This is a genomic window from Microbacterium sp. CGR2, from assembly GCF_003626735.1.
In the GTDB taxonomy this organism is placed as follows: domain Bacteria; phylum Actinomycetota; class Actinomycetes; order Actinomycetales; family Microbacteriaceae; genus Microbacterium.
Genome location: NZ_RBHX01000001.1, coordinates 3,347,201 through 3,362,325, shown reverse-complemented (window position 1 = coordinate 3,362,325; position 15,125 = coordinate 3,347,201). Strand labels below are relative to the sequence as shown.

Below are 15,125 nucleotides of genomic sequence, written 5' to 3'. Positions count from 1 at the left end.
GACGAGAACCCCGTTCATGGGACGAGCACGATGCGCCCGAACACCTCACCGGCATCCATGAGTCGGTGCGCCTCGGCGGCGGCGCTCAGCGGGAGGGTGTTGTGAACGATAGGGGAGAGGGTGCCGCGAACGGCGTCGTCGAACATTTCGCCGCGAACCCGGGTGAGCGCGTCGCGCGGCACGGTGTCGAGGCTGAGCGTTCCGAAGGTGATCGATCGGCGGAAGCCGGCCAGAAGTGCCGTGCCGAAGTCAGCGGGCGGGAATCCGCCGACCACCCCCACGGCGATCAGGCGGCCATTGGGCGCGAGTCGCTCGATGAACCGGGGAAGATCGGCGCCGCCGACGATGTCGAGGATGACGTCGAACTCGGCCGGGGCTTCTGGATCGCCCGCGCCGGCGCGGTCAAGCACGTGGGTGGCGCCGAACGCGCGCAGTCGCTCACCGCGTTCGGGAGACGCCGTGGTGACGGTAATGGTCGCGGCGCCGGCGCGCGCGGCCAGTTCAACGCCGGCTAGGCCGATGCTCCCGGCGGCGCCTCGCACGAGCACGGATTCGCCCTCGTCAAGGTGAGCTCGTTCGAGCGCGAAATGCGCGACCGGTGCCGGGCCGCCCAGGGTCACGGCCTGGACGGGCGTGAGTTCGGATGGCAGCGCGACGATCTCGTCGGCGCGAGCGATCACGTACTCGGCATACCCGCCGGACAGGCCCGTGAACGCCCAGACGCGGCGGCCCAGCCATGAGGGGTCGACATCGGCCCCGGTCGCTGTCACGACCCCGGCGGCCTCGCTTCCCAGGATCATCCCCGAGTCGCGAGAGGCTTCGGCGATCCCGCCTCGCCGGATCACGACGTCGACCCCGCCGACGCCGCTCGCCTCCGTTCGAACGAGCACCTCGCCGACTCCGGGGGTCGGGACGGGAAGGTCCGTCACCTCCATCCCACTCGGATCGCCGAAGTTTCGGATGATCACTGCGCGCATGGAGCACTCCGTTTCGCGGCGGGGGGTCGGACCCGCCTACCGAAACGTAACGGACGCCTCCGTCCACTTGACTAAAGTGAGGCATATGCCCGCGATGCTGCCTCAGAACCTGCGTTCCGACGCGAAGGAGAACCGCGACCGCGTCCTCGCCGCGGCTCGCGAACTGTTCGGGACCGACGGCCTCGACGTGACGATGCGACAGATAGCCCGGCGCGCCGGCGTGGGCCCGGCTACCCTCTACCGGCGGTTCCCCACAAAAGCCGATCTCGTCCGCGCCGCCTTCGTGAACGAACTCGACGCGTGTCGCTCGATCGTGGTCGAAGCCCTCGCCGACACCGACCCGTGGCGCGGTTTCCGCGGCATCATCGAGCAGGTCTTGGTGCTCAACGCCCGGAACCAAGGCTTCACGGACGCGTTCCTCTCCGCCTACCCCGATGCCGTCGACTTCCGAGCGCAGCGCGAGGATGCAGTGCGCGCGATCGTCGCCGTCGCTCGTCGTGCCATCGATGTCGGCGCACTGCGGGCCGACTTCGTCCTGGACGACTTTCTCATCGTGCTGCTCGCGGCCCGTGGACCCTCGAGCACGACGGAGGAGGAGCGCACCCGTACCGCGCGTCGCTACGCGGCGCTCGTGATCGATGGACTGCGCGCGTCCGACCGGCACGGACCGCTACCCCCCGCGCCGCGACTCATTCCGAGTGTCATCCCGGGGTAGGCCGCGTGCAGTGATCGGCCTCGTCGCGATCGGAATCTCCGTGCTCGTGAAGCACGCAGCCCTTGGCAGATCGGGACGTGTAGAAGCGCGGTCAGAGGGCGAGCAGAGAGCGCCGTGGCAGGAACTATCTCTCGGCAATTTCGAGCACGGCCGACACCAGATCGGTGATGCCGGGCTCTTCGACCGGGAAGTGTCCGCACTCCCGCAGCATGACGACCTTGCCGGGAGATGCGAGCCGCCGGAACACGCGCATGCTCAGTTCCACGGGGGTCCATGCGTCCAGGCTGGGATGGAGCAGGACGACCGGCGTTCGCATCGACTCGGGCGACGCATGCCGATACTTCATGTAGGAGGCAAGGAACCCGATGGGCACTCTGGCACCTCCGCCGAGGGGGTCGGTCGCGCAGAGTTCGGACAACGCGGGGTTGCGACTCATCTTCGAAAGGTTCGCGACGCGGTTCATCGGGATCATCGCCGTCGCCACCCGCCCGCGGGCCAGGGTGGAGAGCAGGCCGCCAAGGATACCCACGGGGCCGAAGCGTGTCATGTGCGCCCGAGCACGCCAGTCACGGGGATCCAGGAGGCAGGTGGCCGCGACCGTCGCAACGTGTGAGGATCTTGCGGCGACTTCGTAGGCCAGCATGCCGCCGATGCTCGCGCCGAGAAGGATCAGCGGCCGCCCGTCGTGCTCGGCGTCGACGAGATCGAGGAGGAGCCGCACCCAGTCGTCATAGCGCACCGCACCCGGTTCGGGCGAGGTCGTGCGGCCGTAGAGCGGGAGGTCGACGGCGGCGACGTCGAGTCCCCGCTCGGCGAGGAGAGCCGCCATCGGCCAGAGCGCTCCGCTGTGACCTCCCGCTCCATGGACTACCAGCACTCGGGCCGAGGCGTCGGCACGACGGGCACGTGCGATGTGAACGTCGTGCCCTTGCCAGTGCCACCAAGTCTCTTCAGGTTCCAGCGCGGCCGCCGAGCGTCGTCCGAGTGGCAGGAACGCGGTATAGGGGCTGGCCGACATCCTTCGACCGTACCAACGGTGTCCACAGGCTCCGGTCCACGTTCTTCACGTGATGCGGCGCGTCGGTCCGCCGGCTACCCAGCCGCCCCGCCGATCTCCCGCCGCAGCGTCCCCGGCTCGATCCCGAGCGACCATTCCGCAACATCGGCCACGACGTACCGGTGCGCCGGATGCGTCAGCTCCGCGGTCGTGTTCACGTATGACCCGCCCCCGTCGAGGGCGATGAGGATGCGGATGCAGGCGGCCTCGGCATCCACGTCGCCGAAGTCACCCGAGGCGATGCCGTCCGCGATCATCGACATGAGCCGGTCTCGGTCGAGCTGATCCTGTTCCTGAAGTTCGACGTCGAGCGCGGGACTGAACCGCGAGAGGTGTCGTGCGTTCAGCCACAGCCGAGCGAGTGGGAGTGACGCCCCGCGTTCGATGTGACCCACGAAGTGGGCCAGGCGCTGCAGCGGCGTGCCCTCCGTGGCGAAGAACTGCTCCCGCTCGAGCACGGCGGCGCGGGCGAATGCTGCGATGACCAGGTCTTCGGCGACGGGGTAGTAATGGGTGATCAACCCGGGGCGCACGCCGAGCTTCGCTGCGACGGCGCGGAGCGTGATCCGCTCGAGCCCTTCGTCGATGGCGATCGCTGCGGCACACGAGAGGATCTCCTCTCGGCGCTCCTCCGGAAGCTTCCGGGTGCGCGGAGAAGAAATGCTTGACGTCACCCGACCCATGCTATTGACTGAGTGACCAATAGTCCATTGGGCACCTGACCAATAACCCGAACCGCAGCTTTGCCCGAGCAACGACGCTCCCCGGAAAGGAACCCCGTGACCCAGCCTGCACCCGTTGTCGCCGAACACGCCGACGCTCCCACGCACCCCGAGACGCGCGGCATCGAACTGATCGGTGACGCCGAGCGGCACGGCCGAGCCCGCGACCTCTTCCTCATCTGGGCGGCACCGAACGTCAGCATCCTCAACCTCACGATCGGTGCGTCGTTGATTCTCCTCGGACTGGAGATCTGGCAGGCGATCGCCGTCATCCTCGCCGCCTCGGTGCTCTGGGTCTTCCCCGGAATCGTCGCCGGCAGTGGGCCGGCCGCCGGAACGTCCGGTTCGGTCGTCACACGTGCGATGTACGGCATCCTGGGCAACCGTCTCTTCGTCGCGTTCGTCGGCTGGTTCATCGGAGCGGTCTTCCTGTCGCTGACCTGGCTCGCCTCGTCGTTCATGGGCGCCGACCTGCTTCGTCGGGCGGGAATGGATGACCCGGTGTGGGTTCCGATCGGCGTCACGGTCGTCGTCGCCGCGATCACGATCCTGGTGGCCATCTTCGGCCACGGGCTGATCCTGCGGGCATACCCGTACATGGCGGGCGCGCTCCTCGTCATCTTCCTGGCGGTGGCGGGCTTCATCCTGCCGACAGTCGACTGGCAGTACTCGTCGCCCGTTCCCCTCGAGGGTGCGGCCCTCTGGTCGGCGGTCACGATCGGATTCACCATCCTCGCCTCCACTCCGCTGTCTTTCATCAACAGCCCCGATATCGCCCGCTACCTGCCGCGCGACACGAAGCCGTCGCACATCGCCGCAGCCACAGCCTTCGGCGGCGCCGTTCCCTTCATCGTCTTCACCACCGTCGGCGTGCTCCTCGCGACCGGGCTGAGTGTCGACGCTTACTCGGCGGGCATCGACGTCGCGCTGCTGGACCTCCTGCCGGTGTGGCTCGGGCCTGTCCTCGTGGTGGGAGTGGTGATCAACACGATCGCGCTCAACGCGATGACGGCGTACACCTCCAGCATGGCGCTCCAGGCGATCGGATTCCGCCTGCGCCGGATCCCCGCGGCGATCATCGTCGGAGTGGTCGGCACCGCGCTGACGATCTACCTGGTGCTGTCTTCGAACCTCGTGGAGGCAGCGAACCTCATGCTGCAGTTCCTGGTCATCGTCTCCGGCCCGGCCATGGCCATCTTCGCCGTCGACGTCGTCCTGCGCCGGTACGACTACGACGGCGTCGAGCTGTTCGAGGACCGCCAGGGCGGCAGATTCTGGTACTCGGCAGGCTGGAGCATCCCGGGCCTCACCGCACTCTTCCTCGGGGGAGTCGCCACAGCTCTGTGCCTCTCCACGAGCGTCTGGTCCGGACCCGTCGCTCAGGCCACGGGGTACGTCGACCTGTCCGTTCCGGTCGGCATGGTCGTAGCCGCCGGTGTCTACGCGGGCCTGCTGCGCACCTCTCTCGGAAAGGAAGGACGCCCGTGATCACTCACTACGTGAATGGACGCATCTTCACCGCCGATCCCGACCCCACGGCCGCGTGGGCAGAAGGGTTCGTGATGGACGGCGAAACGATCGTGCACGTGGGAAGCGCCGACGATGCCCCCGAAGCCGACAAGACCGTCGACCTCGGAGGCCGGCTGGTGCTTCCCGGGTTCACCGACGCGCACACCCACCTGCTGATGACAGGTGCCGCACTCGGCCAGGTCCCGCTCACCGCTTCCCGCAGCCTCGAGGAAATCCAGACTCTGTTGCGCGAAGCCCGCGCCGACAATCCATCGGCGACCGTCCTCCGCGGACGAGGGTGGCTCTTCGACTCGGTACCCGACGGCACGCCGACGGCGGCGATGATCGATGCCGTCGTCGCAGACATCCCCGTGTACCTCGACGCCAACGACTATCACTCCTGCTGGGTCAACAGCGCGGCCCTCGCCGAGCTCGGCATCACGCGCGATACCCCCGATCCGCTCGGCGGTCACATCGCCAAGGATGCTGCCGGAGAACCGACCGGGCTCCTGTACGAGACCGCCGCGACGCAGTATGCCTGGGCTCATCGGGACGCGGCGACCACCGACGCCGACCGCGACGTCGATGCGGAACGCGTCATCGCGGCATATCTCGCCACCGGGGTCACGGGTGCGATCGACATGGCCTTCGACGAGTTCGGACTCGACGCGTTCCGGCGCGCGCAGGAAAGGCACGGGGGCGAGCTGCCGATCCGTGTCGCCGCGCACTGGATCGTGAACAACACAGGCGATGAGGCCGCGAACCTCGCGCAGGTCGCGCGTGCCGCGGAACTCGCGCGCTCCGCGTCGACGCCGTGGCTGCGCATCGTCGGCATCAAACTCATCCTCGACGGAGTGATCGACGCCTGCACCGCAGCCCTGCGGCATCCGTACGCCGACGGCACGAACGCAGAGCCCATCTGGCCGATCGAGCAGCTGAAGCCCGTCGTGGCTGCAGCGGATGCCGCGGGCCTCCAGGTCGCACAGCACGCGATCGGCGACTACGCCAGCGAGATCGCCCTCGATGCCATCGAACACGCTGTGGCCGTCAATGGCGGACGCCTCCGCAGACACCGCATCGAGCACCTCGAGTACGCCGCGCCCGGAACGGCGGAGCGGATGGCGCGACTCGGCGTGACCGCATCGATGCAACCGGTGCACAGTGATCCGGCGATCTTCGAGAACTGGGCGGAGATGCTGGGCGACGATCGCGTGGACCGTGCCTTCCCGTGGCCGGAATACGAAGAGGCGGGGGCGCTGCTGGCGTTCTCCACCGACGCACCGACCGCACCACATGATGCGTTGGCGAACATGTACGTCGCATCGACCCGGGCCTCCGCACTCGACCGGTCGGTCCCGGCCACCCATCCGCAATTCGCGCTCCCGCTCGCCGCCGCGATCGGTCACGCCACGCGCGACGCCGCGGCCTCGGTCGGCGACGGCGAGTGGCGCGGTCGGATCGCGCCCGGATTCGCCGCCGACCTGGTCGTGCTCGACACTGACCCCTTCGCGGAAGGAGCGGCATCCCTCCTCGAAGCGCGCGTCATCGAGACCATCGTCGCCGGGCGATCACGCTACCGCGCGGGCGACGGGCGGTGACGCGCTCGAGAAGCAGGCGTGAGGGTTGGCGGAGTCGCGGCAGGCCGAGTCAGAACGGAGACACGAGGAAGATCTCGTCGCCCTTGCACGCTTCCGGGAGGTAAGAACCCTCGATGCCTTCCGTCCCCACGCTGCCGCCGCCAAGGGAGATCGGGTCGCCGTCACCGTACCGCTCACCCTTCCAGATGAGTTCGTCAGTCTCGGCATCCCAGGCCGCGTCGTCTGACGGGAACATCGGGATGGTGGTCGGGCTCTCGCCGCTTCCGACGACGACGCATCCGTCGACCACCCGCAGAGTCCCCTCGAGCAGGGCGTCCATGCCGTAGCCGGTCCGCGAGTACACCGCCAGCGGCTCCGGCTCGGGCTGCGGATCGGGTGCCGCTGAGCAGCTCGCCACGACCAGCGTCAAGGAGGCCACCACGACGGCCACACCACTTCGCCTCATGCGGCCATGCTAGGCGGGCGTCTCACGCGCACGCCATAGTGTCGCCCGTGCCCCGCCCCGCCGTATCCAGGATGCGGGAGGACGCGGATGCCGCTCTCCCGGCATTCGGGGCGGCTCGGTCGCGGCGGCTCGTCCTCAGCGACTCAGGAACTCCGGCTTTCGACGAGCGTCGCGAGAGCCAAGGCATCGTGTGGAGCATGTCCGCGAGCGTCGTTGTCGAAGTACACGTAGACATCTCGAGGTCGACCGTCGTCAGCATCGGTGCCGTCCGTCCACGAACGGATGAGTGCGGCCCACGCCTGCAGCTCGTCGGACTGGTAGCCACTGTGATACAACTCGCTGGCCCCGTGCAGGCGCACGTAGACGAAGTCGGTGGTGAGCGCGTCGAAACGCGGCCACTTCCCTGCGGTGTCGGCCACCGTCATCGCAACTCGGTGGTGCTGGAGCAACGGGGCGCACCGCTCGTCGTGAAAGGTCTCTGAACGAGGTTCGAGTGCGTACCGCAGCGGACGGTCGGCGTCGATCTCCAGCCAGGCGCGACCCTCGAGACGCTCGTCATGACGGCGAGCCAGCTCCAGCGCCTCACCGGTCGACCGCGGCAGGGTCCGCAGAAAACGATCGAGGACCTCGGGTTCGAAAGCCTGCCGCTCCGGCAGCTGCCAAAGGATAGGGCCGAGTCGGGGCCCCAAGGCGAGGACGCCCGAGGCGAAGAAGTTCGCGAGAGCCTGGTCGATATTCTGCAGGCGCAGCATATGGGTGACGTAGCGGGAACCCTTCACCGCGAAGAGGAAATCGTCCGGCACGCTGTCGCTCCACCTGCGGTAGCTCTCCGGTCGCTGAAGCGAGTAGAACGACCCGTTGAGTTCGACGGTCGAGAAGTGTTCTCCGATGTACTCGAGTTCCCGGCGCTGGACCAGGCCCTGAGGATAGAAGTCGCCCCGCCAACTGGGATAACGCCAGCCGGACACGCCGATGCGTGTACGACCTCGGACGTTCGGGTGGTTGCCTTGCATAGTCGCACCGTAGGTGGGAGGGAGCCCCCTGTTCCAGCGCATTGACCCACTACTCGGCAGACGCTAGGCGGGTCGGCCGAGAGCGAAGCGCCGGGTGCATCCATCGCAGTTCGTCAACCCCCTGGAGGATGCGCCCGGGTGCTCGCATCGTGGAAGGTGTCAGCCAGAGGAAGGAATCGCCATGTCTCACGACAGTGACCGCACCGATATCCGCGGCGCGAGCGACCGCTGGGAGAACGAGAAACCGCAGCCCGATCAACAAGACCAGCAGCGCGATGTCGAACCGGAGCCGGAAGTCGATGTGACATCGCCTCCGCCCGCTTTCGACGAGTCAGAGGCGGATGCGGCCGATCTGGCCGACCAGCATGCGGAGGTGCCGCTCGACGAGGATCGCCCGCGCGAGTGACGTGACCGAGTCGATCGCGCGAGTGACAGGACAGAGCGCTTCTCGCCGTCGGCACAGATTTCGGGGAATGGCCCTCCCGAGCGGCATGATGTCCCCAGACGATGTCGCCGAGAGGGCTCACCGCCCATCCCGGACGGTAGGGGAGGCGGCGAAGATATCGCAGCACTCGTCGGCTGATCTCGCGATCAGCCCATAGCCCCCGCTATGCCTAGCAGAGTAGCGCGAAAATCTCGTGTCCGCCATTTGGGGGACAAAGAAATATTCGAAAGCTCTCTTCGAGACGCTGCCGGTTGTCTTCTCGGCGTCGTTTCGTAGGGTGTACTCATGGACAGGATGCTCACTCTCTCGGCCCAGGTCGCCATCGCTCACGGCCATCGGGTCGAGGTGACCGAGCAGACCGATCCGTTCACCCAAGAACCCGTCGTCGTCGGGCTGGTCGATCTCGACACGGGCATCCGCTACCAGTACACCGACGACCCGCGCGGCGAAGTCTCTCGCTGGATCGGCCGCATTCTCGGGTGCACGGTGACCATCGGTGGAGGAGGACCGCGCACTGTTCTCCGCGTGGATCCGATCGGGCCGGGCGCGACCGGCGCCAGAGTGGCCCTGCACGATGCGGACGCCGCCGCGGACGCTGCCAAGGCGGAGGCCGACCGCTGGGGCGGATCGGATCGGCCGCAGCCTGAAGAGCCCGAACGCTTCTGGTGAGTCATTCCGTGCTCTCCTGAGGTGATTCGGAGTGGCTCAAGGAAAAGAACGGGAATCATCGGAATTCATCGGAAGTCCCTGGATCGATGCGTCACTCCTGTGCGCAGGTCTTCGAAGGCATCGGCGAGGATGTTGACCACGCCCTCGGGGGAACGCTCCAGGATGCCGCGGATGATGAGTGCCGGGGAGTCGCGGGCCACGCGACGATAGCGATTCCAGACCCCCGTCGAGCAGACGATGTTCATCAGCCCGCTCTCGTCCTCGAGGTTCAGGAAGGTGATGCCGGCCGCGGTCGCCGGACGCTGCCGGTGTGTGACGAGGCCGGCGACCTCGATGCGTCGACCGGCCTCATGGGTCTTCACGTTCTCGGCGGTGAGTACCCCGCGCGCATGCAGTGCGCCCCGGAAGTGCGTCATCGGGTGGTCGTCGGTGGACACACCCGTCGCCCAGAGGTCTGCGGAGAGCTTTTCGTAGCTGGTCTGGTCTGCGAACAGCGGGGGCTGCACGGATACGGTCGTGCCCGGGAGGAAACGTGACCGGTCTTCTGCCGCCGCGCCGGCCAGCCAGATCGCCTCGCGACGCTCCAGACCAAGACAGGCGAACGCGCCGGCGGTGGCGAGTGCTTCCAGTTGAGCGGCCGTGGCATCCGTACGCCGCACCAGATCGTGCAGGTCACGATATCGGCCGTTGACCTCACGCTCGGCGACGATCTTCTCCGCCAGCGGCACACCGATCCCGCGAATACCGCTGAGTCCCAGCCGCACCGCGTAGCCGCCATCGCGGCGATGAGACGCGGACTCGTCCGGGGCGTCCCGGTCGAAGCGGAGAGTCGGCGGTTGTGGGGTGACGAGACAGTCGTCGACCCCGGTCGGTCGCCGCTCAGCCGCGCCGGTGAGAGGCTCCAATGTCTCGGTCGCTCCCGACACGTGCAGATCGGGGCGCCGCACCTCCACGCCATGCCGTCGAGCATCTGCGGTCAGAGTCGCCCCGGAGTAGAAGCCCATCGGCTGCGAGCGCAGCAGCCCGGCGAGGAACGCGGCGGGATAGTGCAGCTTCAACCAGGAGCTGGCATAGACGAGCAGCGCGAAGGACAGCGAGTGCGACTCGGCGAAACCGAAATTGGAGAACGCCTGGATCTGCGCATAGATACGGTCGGAGGTCTCAGCGTCGAGGCCGCGCCGGGCCATACCTGCGTACAGCTTGTCTCTGACCTTCTCGATCTTCTCAAGGCCGCGCTTGGATCCCATGGCCCGGCGCAGCAGGTCTCCCTCGTCGGCGGTGCAGTCGCCGACCGCCATCGCCATCTGGATCAGCTGCTCCTGGAAGATGGGGATCCCCAGCGTGCGCTTCAGGATGTCTTCCAGATCGCTGTGCGGGTAGGGGATCTCGAACGTCTCCGGGGCTTCACCCCGTGCCATCCGCTCGCGGTTCTCCTCATCGAGGCGGTCCTTCGCCATCTTGCGTCGGACGAACGGGTGCACGGCACCGCCCTGGATGGGGCCGGGACGGATGAGGGCGATCTGGATGGCGAGGTCGTAGAAACTCCGAGGTTGCAGGCGGGGGAGCAGGCCGATCTGCGCGCGTGATTCGACCTGGAACACACCGATCGAGTCTGCGCGGCACAGCATGTCGTAGACGCCGGGTTCCTCTTTGGGGAGGGTCTCCAGGGTCCACTCCTCACCCGTGGCCTCGCGGATGAGATCGAAGCAGTGCTGGAGCGCTGCGAGCATCCCGAGTCCGAGAAGGTCGAACTTCACCAGCCCCATGAAGGCGGAGTCGTCTTTGTCCCACTGGATCACCGTGCGGTTCTCCATGCGGGCGTGCTCCACCGGCACCACCTCGCCGACCGGACGTGCCGTGAGCACCATGCCGCCGGAGTGGATGCCGAGATGCCGGGGCGCTTTCAGCAACTCACCCGCATACGCCAGCACGTTCTCGGGGATGTCGTGCCCGTCGGCGGGCTCCAGCCCTGCGCTCCAGCCATCCACCTGACGGGACCAGGCATCCTGTTGCCCCGGGGAATGCCCGAGTGCTCTGGCCATGTCGCGGACCGCGTTCTTCGGACGGTACTGGATCACGTTCGCCACCTGGGCGGCCCGCTCCCTGCCGTACTCCCGGTAGACCCACTGGATGATCTCCTCGCGGCGACGGGAATCGAAGTCCACGTCGATGTCCGGTTCCTCCTGCCGGGTGGTGGCAAGGAACCGCTCGAAGGGGAGGCGGTAGAGGATCGGGTCGACGGCGGTGATTCCCAGCAGGTAGCAGACAGCGCTCGCCGCGGCGGATCCTCGGCCCTGACAGAGGATGCCGAGCCGCCTCGCTTCAGCGACGATTCCGTGCACGATGAGGAAGTACCCGGGGAAGTCCTTCTCTTCGATGACGTCCAGTTCTCGCTCGATCCGGCGGTGCCCGTCCTCGTCCAGGCGCGGGTACTTCGACGGCACGGCATCCCACACCAACCGGCGCAGCCAACTCATCGGCGTGTGGCAGTCGGGGACCTTCTGCTGGGGCAGCGCAGGCCGGGCGAGTCGCAGCGGGAAGGCGGATGCCGCGGCCAGCTCGAGTCCGTAGGAGATCGCACCCGGGTAGCGCTGAAACCGTGCCGACATCTCTGCTCCGCTGCGCAGGTGCGCACCACCGTGTGCGGGCAGCCAGCCATCGAGTTCGTTCATGCTGCGCACCGCGCGGACCGCAGCCACCGCCTCGGCCAGCGGAGCTTGAGCGGGAGTGGCGTAGTGCACGTTGTTCGTCGCCACCACGGGAAGCCGCATCTTCTTGGCCAACTCGGCGAGCGTGTCGTTGCGCCGGGTGTCCTGCGGGTCGCCGTGATCGAAGAGCTCGACGGCGACGTGATCGGACCCGAACAGGTCGACGAGGCGGCGCAGCGGGGTCTCGGCATCCCCGACCTCGAGTCCTCGTCGCACCGCGCCCTTGCGGCATCCGGTCAGAATCGTCCAGTCTCCTCCGGCGCTCGCTGCCAGCTCTTCGAGGTCGTACACCGGGCGCCCCTTCTCGCCGCCTCGCAGTTGTGCTGTGGTGATCGCCCCGGAGAGGCGGTGGTACCCCTCCATTCCGCGGGCGATGACGAGAAGATGCTCACCGGCAGGGTCGGGACTGCCTCGCTGCGGCCCTGGCAGGTCGAGGGACAGCTCGGCGCCGAAGACCGTCTGCAGGCGCACTTCCATGAGCTCGGCCACGTCGGCGAAACGAGCGGCGCCGTAGAAGCCGTCGTGATCGGTGAGGGCCAGGGCGGTCAGGCCGAGACGTTCGGCCTCGGCGAGGAGCTCCTCGGGGGAGGAGGTGCCGTCGAGGAACGAGTACGACGAGTGCGCGTGCAGCTCGGCGTACGGAACGGCGTCTTCGGGGGGAGGGATGGCGACCGGCGGGGTGCGCTGTCGCCGTCGGCTCACCGGACCAGGGTCGGGTCGTGTGCCGCGGGGCTCGGGGATGGGCGGCTTCGGAGGCGACTCCTCTCCGCTGAGGGTGCGCTCCAGCTCACTCCAGGACAGCTCTGGTTTGTTGTGCCACCCCATCAGCGATACCGACCTTCGGCCCACCAGCGTTCGCCGGCGCGGAAGACCAGCCAGGCGCGATCTCGATCGTCGACGATCTGGAGCCGGTGTCCGCGCTTGCCTCCGTCAGCTGCCCAGCGACGTTCCTGCACCGGCCAGGGACCTGCCCAGGCCTGCACGCCGGCACCGTCGATGTGCGCGGGTTCGTGGGAGAGGGCGCCGCGTTCATCGATGCTGATCAGAGCTCCGTCGGCAGCGAGCACGCCGATCGGGCGCGGTGGCAGGAACACTTCTGCGGGGAGTGGATCGGGCAGGCTCCCCGGCCAGGGGGAATCCGGGTCGCGGGGCGCGACCGCGCGCTCGCCCCAGGGGGTGAACACCTGCCGGTCTGCGAGCCAACGGCCACCGGCAAGGGCAGCGGTCACCACGCCCTCATGACCCAGCATCGTCTGCACGCGAGAGACCGCATGGTGCAAGCGCTCATCCGTGCCGGAGCCGAAGAGTCCGGGCTGGTGATGGGCGGCATCGTCCACGGCGGCCGGGATGATCCGCACCGCCACGATGCCCCCGAACGCCCTCGCCTCGTCGACGGGTTCCTTCGCCGACTCCGCGGCCAGCGCCTCCAGCTGCCAACGCACCCGGTCGACGAGGTCGGAGGCATCGAAGCAGGTCGGGTGCAGCCAGGTGCGGGAGAACACCGTCCCGTTGTCGTCGGTGAAATCGATGCGTACCTCGGTGCAGACGACCGAGGCGTCTCCGAGGGCGAGCAGCACAGCGTCTGCTGTCTGACGCACCGCGAAGGCCACCTGATCGGTTCCTCCCAGAGGCGTCTCGAACTCGATGCTCCGTGTCAGTTCGGGGTCAGGCGGACGGGGAGTCAACGGACGGGAGTCGGCGCCGGAGGCGAGAGCGTGCAGACGTGCGCCGTGTTCACCGAATCGATCGCGCACGTCGAGCGGAGCGAGGGCGGTGAATTCCCCGAGCGTACGCACTCCGAGGCGAAGGAGGAGGCCGGTCATCTGCTCGTCTCGGAGCACCTGGACGGGGTACGGGGCGAGGAACTCCTGGGATCGGCCGGGCGGCACCACGGTGCAGGTGTCGCGACCGCGCGCAGCGATCTCTGCGGTGAAGGGCCCGTCTGCGACGCCGATGCGCACCTCGGGAAAGCCGGCGTCGGCGAGCACCGCAGCGAGCGCACCGGCCGCCTCGCCCTCCCCACCGTGATACCGGGAGATGCCCCGCGCGCGGAGGATGGCGAGCCCAGGGCGCAGCAGGGTCGCACCCGGTGCGTGCTTCTCGATGAGTTGGAGAACGGGGAGGAAGGCGCGTTCGTCTCTGGCCGGGTCATGCGGGAGGACGCTCAGCGAGGAGAGCAGTCCCTGAGCGATTCGGCGGCGTTGCCCGGTGCGCACCCCGTGCTCTCGTGCGGAGGCCGTGCACGCCACGACGGTGTTCGCGTGCACCAGAGCGGTGGGCTGGTGCGGGGGTGCGCCCAGTGCGGCTCGCAGCGGCCAATCGGGGAACCAGAGAACGAGGACTCGGAGCGGGGTGGTCATCCGGCTTCCGCCCATCGCAGGAGATCGGGGGGAGGGGTTCTGGTCGACTCCGCTCTCCCGGGTGCGGCGGATCTCCCGGGTGCGGCGGACTCTGCGAACGACGGCAGCGCTGTGAGTTCTGTCGCCGCAGCCTCGATGGCGCCGTGTCCGCCGGGCAGCTGGACGCGGACGCTCGACGGGCGCGCGCTGTGCCGAGTCTTTGCCGTCACTGTCACCGTGCAGTCGGAGAGCAGTCCCCAGCCCGCGCCCAGCCCGTGCCAGTGCGGGTCGTGCAGGCGTATCGAGCCCTCACTCTGCGGCCAGAGATCCGCGCTCAGCGATTCGACTCCACCTCGTGGTTCCGCACCTCGCGATTCGACCATGCCGGGTTCTGCGATCAGCAGAGTGCATCCGCGATCACGCAGACGTGCACTCAGACGGGAGACCTCGGCATCTCTCACTCGACCACCGGGATGCACGGCGATGAGAGGGACCACCTCAGCCAGGGCAGAGGTGACCGCGAGCCAGCGCTCGCCGGGGTCGGGAACGAGGATCAGTCGTGTCAGATCGATGCCGAAGGAGGCGGCGGCCTCGACGCCCAGCGTCGGCATGCCGACCACCGCACACCAGTGCCCTTTCTGCGATGCCGCGCTGAGCAGAGCGAGCACGAGGCTCGGCGAGGGGGAGACGGTGTAGGCGGTGCCGGTCTGCAGCCCTTCTTCGGGAAGCAGGGAGGCGAAGGCGGGATCGAGTGGGAGCAGCGCATGGTCACTGCGACGGCGCTGCATCCGGCTGATTTCGCGGCGCAGTCGCAGCACCTCTCCGGCCCGAGAATCACTGGACGGAGAGAGCGCGGTCACCGCATCGAGCCCGATCCCCATGTCATCCATCCTCGAAGATATATACGAATAAAGCAAGTGACATCGAC

General features: G+C 68.0%; 13 protein-coding genes. 5 read left to right on the top strand and 8 right to left on the bottom strand.

The window, feature by feature from the left end; translation table 11 throughout:
* Positions 1–14: 14 nt before the first annotated feature.
* Positions 15–977 carry a zinc-binding dehydrogenase gene (locus tag D7252_RS16900; RefSeq protein ID WP_120776448.1) on the bottom strand — a complete coding sequence of 321 codons (963 nt, stop codon included), beginning with the start codon at positions 975–977 and terminating at the stop codon, positions 15–17.
* Positions 978–1,062: 85 nt separating this feature from the next.
* On the opposite strand from D7252_RS16900, the gene D7252_RS16895 reads away from it, so the two are divergent.
* Positions 1,063–1,692, top strand: coding sequence for a TetR/AcrR family transcriptional regulator (locus D7252_RS16895; protein ID WP_120776447.1), 630 nt, complete (start codon positions 1,063–1,065; stop codon positions 1,690–1,692).
* Between the two features lie 124 nt (positions 1,693–1,816).
* On the opposite strand, the gene D7252_RS16890 is transcribed toward D7252_RS16895, so the two are convergent.
* Positions 1,817–2,710 (bottom strand): alpha/beta hydrolase, encoded by an 894-nt coding sequence (locus tag D7252_RS16890; protein ID WP_120776446.1) that lies wholly within the window; start codon positions 2,708–2,710, stop codon positions 1,817–1,819.
* A 74-nt stretch (positions 2,711–2,784) separates the two neighbouring features.
* Positions 2,785–3,432: a TetR/AcrR family transcriptional regulator gene (locus D7252_RS16885; protein WP_251050756.1), complete on the bottom strand. Its 648-nt coding sequence runs from the start codon at positions 3,430–3,432 to the stop codon at positions 2,785–2,787.
* 96 nt (positions 3,433–3,528) lie between these two features.
* Here D7252_RS16885 and D7252_RS16880 point away from each other — a divergent pair, with 96 nt between their 5' ends.
* Positions 3,529–4,959, top strand: a complete 1,431-nt coding sequence (locus D7252_RS16880) for a cytosine permease (protein ID WP_120776445.1) — start codon at positions 3,529–3,531, stop codon at positions 4,957–4,959.
* Positions 4,956–6,578 (top strand): amidohydrolase, encoded by a 1,623-nt coding sequence (locus D7252_RS16875; protein WP_259461126.1) that lies wholly within the window; start codon positions 4,956–4,958, stop codon positions 6,576–6,578. Before D7252_RS16880 ends, D7252_RS16875 begins: the two co-directional genes overlap by 4 nt.
* A gap of 49 nt (positions 6,579–6,627) precedes the next feature.
* Here the strand turns inward: D7252_RS16875 and D7252_RS16870 are convergent, their stop codons facing one another.
* Positions 6,628–7,023: a hypothetical protein gene (locus D7252_RS16870; protein WP_147406757.1), complete on the bottom strand. Its 396-nt coding sequence runs from the start codon at positions 7,021–7,023 to the stop codon at positions 6,628–6,630.
* A gap of 143 nt (positions 7,024–7,166) precedes the next feature.
* Positions 7,167–8,036: a DUF72 domain-containing protein gene (locus tag D7252_RS16865; protein ID WP_120776443.1), complete on the bottom strand. Its 870-nt coding sequence runs from the start codon at positions 8,034–8,036 to the stop codon at positions 7,167–7,169.
* 181 nt (positions 8,037–8,217) lie between these two features.
* On the opposite strand from D7252_RS16865, the gene D7252_RS16860 reads away from it, so the two are divergent.
* Positions 8,218–8,442, top strand: a complete 225-nt coding sequence (locus D7252_RS16860; protein ID WP_120776442.1) for a hypothetical protein — start codon at positions 8,218–8,220, stop codon at positions 8,440–8,442.
* A gap of 324 nt (positions 8,443–8,766) precedes the next feature.
* On the top strand, positions 8,767–9,150 hold the full coding sequence (locus tag D7252_RS16855; RefSeq protein ID WP_120776441.1) for a hypothetical protein: 384 nt from the start codon (positions 8,767–8,769) through the stop codon (positions 9,148–9,150).
* A gap of 65 nt (positions 9,151–9,215) precedes the next feature.
* On the opposite strand, the gene D7252_RS16850 is transcribed toward D7252_RS16855, so the two are convergent.
* The 3 genes from D7252_RS16850 to D7252_RS16840 are packed head-to-tail and all read right to left on the bottom strand — an operon-like array spanning position 9,216 to position 15,078.
* Entirely contained in the window at positions 9,216–12,683 is a 3,468-nt protein-coding gene (locus D7252_RS16850; protein ID WP_120776440.1) for an error-prone DNA polymerase, read from the bottom strand.
* Entirely contained in the window at positions 12,683–14,218 is a 1,536-nt protein-coding gene (locus D7252_RS16845; protein WP_120776439.1) for a DNA polymerase Y family protein, read from the bottom strand. The genes D7252_RS16850 and D7252_RS16845 overlap by 1 nt, the downstream gene beginning before the upstream one ends.
* Entirely contained in the window at positions 14,215–15,078 is an 864-nt protein-coding gene (locus D7252_RS16840; RefSeq protein ID WP_120776438.1) for a hypothetical protein, read from the bottom strand. Before D7252_RS16840 ends, D7252_RS16845 begins: the two co-directional genes overlap by 4 nt.
* Positions 15,079–15,125 lie beyond the last annotated feature (47 nt).

Excerpts from the sequence above, each read along its gene's own strand:
- D7252_RS16855 (WP_120776441.1), top strand. The coding sequence starts at position 8,767 with ATGGACAGGATGCTCACTCTCTCGGCCCAGGTCGCCATCGCTCACGGC.
- D7252_RS16900 (WP_120776448.1), bottom strand. The coding sequence starts at position 977 with ATGCGCGCAGTGATCATCCGAAACTTCGGCGATCCGAGTGGGATGGAG.
- D7252_RS16840 (WP_120776438.1), bottom strand. The coding sequence starts at position 15,078 with ATGGGGATCGGGCTCGATGCGGTGACCGCGCTCTCTCCGTCCAGTGAT.
- D7252_RS16850 (WP_120776440.1), bottom strand. The coding sequence starts at position 12,683 with ATGGGGTGGCACAACAAACCAGAGCTGTCCTGGAGTGAGCTGGAGCGC.
- D7252_RS16870 (WP_147406757.1), bottom strand. The coding sequence starts at position 7,023 with ATGAGGCGAAGTGGTGTGGCCGTCGTGGTGGCCTCCTTGACGCTGGTC.
- D7252_RS16895 (WP_120776447.1), top strand. The coding sequence starts at position 1,063 with ATGCCCGCGATGCTGCCTCAGAACCTGCGTTCCGACGCGAAGGAGAAC.
- D7252_RS16845 (WP_120776439.1), bottom strand. The coding sequence starts at position 14,218 with ATGACCACCCCGCTCCGAGTCCTCGTTCTCTGGTTCCCCGATTGGCCG.
- D7252_RS16865 (WP_120776443.1), bottom strand. The coding sequence starts at position 8,036 with ATGCAAGGCAACCACCCGAACGTCCGAGGTCGTACACGCATCGGCGTG.
- D7252_RS16885 (WP_251050756.1), bottom strand. The coding sequence starts at position 3,432 with ATGGGTCGGGTGACGTCAAGCATTTCTTCTCCGCGCACCCGGAAGCTT.
- D7252_RS16860 (WP_120776442.1), top strand. The coding sequence starts at position 8,218 with ATGTCTCACGACAGTGACCGCACCGATATCCGCGGCGCGAGCGACCGC.
- D7252_RS16890 (WP_120776446.1), bottom strand. The coding sequence starts at position 2,710 with ATGTCGGCCAGCCCCTATACCGCGTTCCTGCCACTCGGACGACGCTCG.